2 protein-coding genes are annotated in these 3,730 nt (G+C 74.7%); both read left to right on the forward strand.

Features of this window, described 5'->3' with window-relative positions:
• Positions 1-1,664, forward strand: a 1,664-nt coding sequence (locus B351_RS0108670; protein ID WP_019398646.1) for an EAL domain-containing protein, incomplete at its 5' end; no start/stop codon positions are given.
• Positions 1,665-1,666: 2 nt separating this feature from the next.
• Positions 1,667-3,730: ATP-binding protein (locus tag B351_RS16530; RefSeq protein ID WP_019398647.1), on the forward strand; the 2,064-nt coding region annotated here is incomplete at its 3' end.

The following is a 3,730-nucleotide window of genomic DNA, read 5'->3' on the forward strand; positions in this document are numbered from 1 at the left end:
CCGGCGAAGAGGCCCCGTACCGCATCCTGGTGGTCGAGGACGACCGTCCGCAGGCGCTGTTCGCGCAGAGCGTGCTGCACGGCGCCGGCATGCAGGCCGAGGTGCTGATGCAGCCGGAGGGCCTGATCGAGGCGATCACCCGGTTCGAGCCGGACCTGATCCTGATGGACCTGCACCTGCCGGGCGTGGACGGCCGCCGCCTGACCACCCTGGTGCGCCAGCAGCCCGGCTGCCAGCTGCTGCCGATCGTGTTCCTCACCGGCGAACCGGACCCGGACCTGCAGTTCGAGGTGCTGGAAGCCGGCGCCGACGATTGCCTGGTCAAGCCGGTGCGTCCGCGCCACCTGATCGCCGCGGTGGCCAACCGCATCCAGCGCCGGCGCGCGCAGCGCGAGGCCGCGGCCGCGCCGGCGATCGCGGTGCCGACCCTGCGCAGCCACCCGGACACCGGCCTGGCCACCCGCAGCTGGCTGCTGCAGCAGGTGGAGGAGATGCTTGCCGCCGGCGCCACCGCCGGCCTGTTCTTCGTCGAGGTCGCCGGCGCGCTGAGCCTGCGCGAGCGCTTCGGCTACGCCGCGTTCGAGCGGCTGATGGCCGAGGCCGGCCGCCGCCTGGCGCTGATCGTGGCGCCGGCGCCGCTGGCGCGCCTGAACGACAACAGCTTCCTGGCGCTGGTCCGCGACGCGGTCCCGGACCAGCTGCAGGCGATCGCCGCGGAGATGCGCGCGCGCCTGGCCACCGAAACCTTCCAGGTGCGCGAGGGCGAGCCGCTGCAGCTGCGCAGCGCGGTCGGCCACGCCGCCCTGCCCGGCGGCTTCGAGCACGCCACCGCCGCGCTGGAGGCGACCGAGCGCGCCGCGCTGCAGGCGCGCCTGCTGCCGGAGGGCGTGTGCGGCTACGTGCCGCCCAGCACCCAGGAGGCACAGGAACAGCTGGCCCTGCTGGAAGGCGAGATCGAACTGGCCTACCAGCCGGTGGTGGCGGTGGCCGGCAGCGAACAGGCCCGATACCAGGTGCTGATGCGCCTGCGCCAGGCCGACGGCACGGTGCTGTCGGCCGGCCAGGTGGTGCCCACGGCGGAGGCCAGCGGCCGCATCACCGACCTGGACCAGCAGGTGATGGAGCACGCGCTGGACCTGATCGCGCGCCGCGCGCGCGAGGGCAACCCGCTGCAGCTGTTCGTCTCGCAGTCGCCGCGCACGCTCACCCGCGAGGCCTACGCCGACTGGCTGCTGCAGGCGATCGGCGCGCGCGCCATCGACGGTGGCGCGGTGATCATCGACCTGCGCCTGGCCGACGCCCTGGTCCACTGCGTGGCCCTCGCCCCGTTCTGCCGCCGCCTGGTGGAGGCCGGCGTGCAGTTCTGCCTCAGCCAGTACGAGCCCGGCCCGGAGGCCGAGGCGCTGCTGGGCCAGCTGCCGCTGGGCTACGTGCGCATGGCCGGGCGCTTCGCCGGCGCGCACACCGACCAGGGCCTGCGCGACCAGCTGCGCGCCACCATCGACAAGGCCCATGGCTTCGGCCTGCTGGTGGTCGGCCAGCAGATCGAGGATCCGCAGGCCGCCGCGGCGATGTGGATGGCCGGCATCGACTTCGTGCAGGGCAACCTGGTCAGCTCGGTAGGTAGCGAGCTCGACTTCGACTTCCAGAACGCGGTGCTCTAGCCATGGCCGCGCCCGCCTCCCGCAGCCCGTGGCCGGCTGCCGCCGCAGGCGCGATGGCAGCGGCGTTGCTGGCCCTGGCCCTGGCACTGGCCGGGATCCCCGGGCCCTGGATGGCGCTGGCCGGCGGCCTGGCGCTGGCCGGGCTGGTGGCCGCGCTGGTGCCCCTGTTCGCCACCCGCCGCACCGCGGCGGTGCTGGACACGGCGCTGGCGCGCGCGGCCACGGCCGAGCACGAGCGCAACCAGCTGCAGCGCGAGCTGCAGCGCCACGACAAGCTCGAGCAGCAGCTGCTGCAGGCCAAGCAGGCGGCCGAAGCCGCGGCCCTGGCCAAGGGCGAGTTCCTGGCCACCATGAGCCACGAGATCCGCACCCCTCTCAACGGCATCATCCCGATGCTGGACCTGATCGGGCACGGCACCCTGGCCGAGGACCAGCGGCAGATGCTGCGCACCGCGCACGAGTCCTCGCTGCAGCTGCTGCGGATCGTCGACGACATCCTCGATTACTCCAAGCTGGAGGCGAACCGGCTTGAGCTGGAGATCACCACCTTCAACCTGCGCGAGCCGCTGGAGGCGATGCTGCAGCTGATGCGCCGCCCGGCCGAGGACAAGGGCCTGCGGCTGGAGCTGGAGATCGACCCCAACGTGCGCCTGCCGGTGCGCGGCGACCCGGTGCGGCTGCGCCAGGTGCTGGGCAACCTGGTCGGCAACGCGGTCAAGTTCACCGAGCGCGGCGGGGTCACCCTGGCCGTGCGCCGGCTGGGCGAGACCCCGGCGCAGCACCTGCTGCGCTTCGAGGTGCGCGACACCGGCATCGGCATCGACCCGGACATCCAGGCGCGCCTGTTCCGTGCCTTCAGCCAGGCCGACGCCTCCACCACCCGCCTGTACGGCGGCACTGGCCTGGGCCTGGCCATCTGCAAGCGCATCGTCGACCTGATGGGCGGACGCATCGGGGTGGAATCCGAGCCCAGCCGCGGCTCCACCTTCTGGTTCGAGATCCCGCTGCTGAAGGTGGTCGGCGACCTGCAGCGCGGCGAGACCGGTGGCGCAGAACTGCGCCAGGTGCTGGTGGTCAGCCCGGACGTGCGCCTGCGCCAGCGCATGGGCCTGCTGCTGCCACCGTGGGGCTACGCCGTGGACGCGGTCGAATCGCCGCAGGAAGCGCTGGAACGGCTGCGCGGCGATGCCCTCCCGCGCCAGGCACGCGGCGCCTACGTCGCGGTCCTGGCCGACCACGACGGCCTGCGCCACAGCGCGCGCGCCCTGTACCGGGCGCTGGCCCGGACCCCGGCCTACGCCGGCATCCGCCTGCTGTGGCTGTACGGCGCGGAGGTGCCGGGGGAACTGCGCGAGGGCGCCGAGCTGGTGCCGCGGATGGCGGCGGACGCCGAGCTGCGCGCCGCGCTGCAGGAACCGGCCGGCGATGGTGCGGGCACGGCCGCCGACACCGCCCCGGGCGGCGACGACGACACCCCCGGCGCGCTGGCCGGCGGCGGGCTGGCCGGCGCCGAGCCGGGCCCGGCACCGCAGGTACCGGAAACCCCGGCTGCGCCCCCTGCCCCGCCTGCATCTCCCGCGCCGGCGGCCGGACCGGCGCCGGTGCATGCGGCGCGCCTGCTGCTGGTGGAGGACAACCCCGTCAACCTGCTGGTGGCGCAGAAGCTGCTGTCGGTGCTGGGCTACGCCTGCGACACCGCGACCAATGGCGAGGCCGCGCTGGCGCGCCTGGCCGCGGCCGAGTACGACCTGGTTTTCATGGACTGCCAGATGCCGGTGCTGGACGGCTACAGCGCCACCCGGCGCTGGCGCGAGCAGGAAGCGGTGCGCGGCGGCCGGCGCCTGCCGATCGTGGCCATGACCGCCAACGTCATGGCCGGCGACCGCCAGCGCTGCCTGGACGCGGGCATGGACGACTACCTGTCCAAACCGGTGGCGCGCGAGCAGCTCGATGCCTGCCTGCGGCGCTGGCTGCGCCCGGCGCCCGCCGCCCCCCAGGCGCCTGCGCCCGCGGCGTCCGCGGCCCCGGCGCGGCCTGCACCCAGCGTCCCGCCGGCGGCGACGCCC

The sequence above is a fragment of the Pseudoxanthomonas sp. GW2 genome, assembly GCF_000283075.1.
Classification (GTDB): Bacteria; Pseudomonadota; Gammaproteobacteria; order Xanthomonadales; family Xanthomonadaceae; genus Pseudoxanthomonas.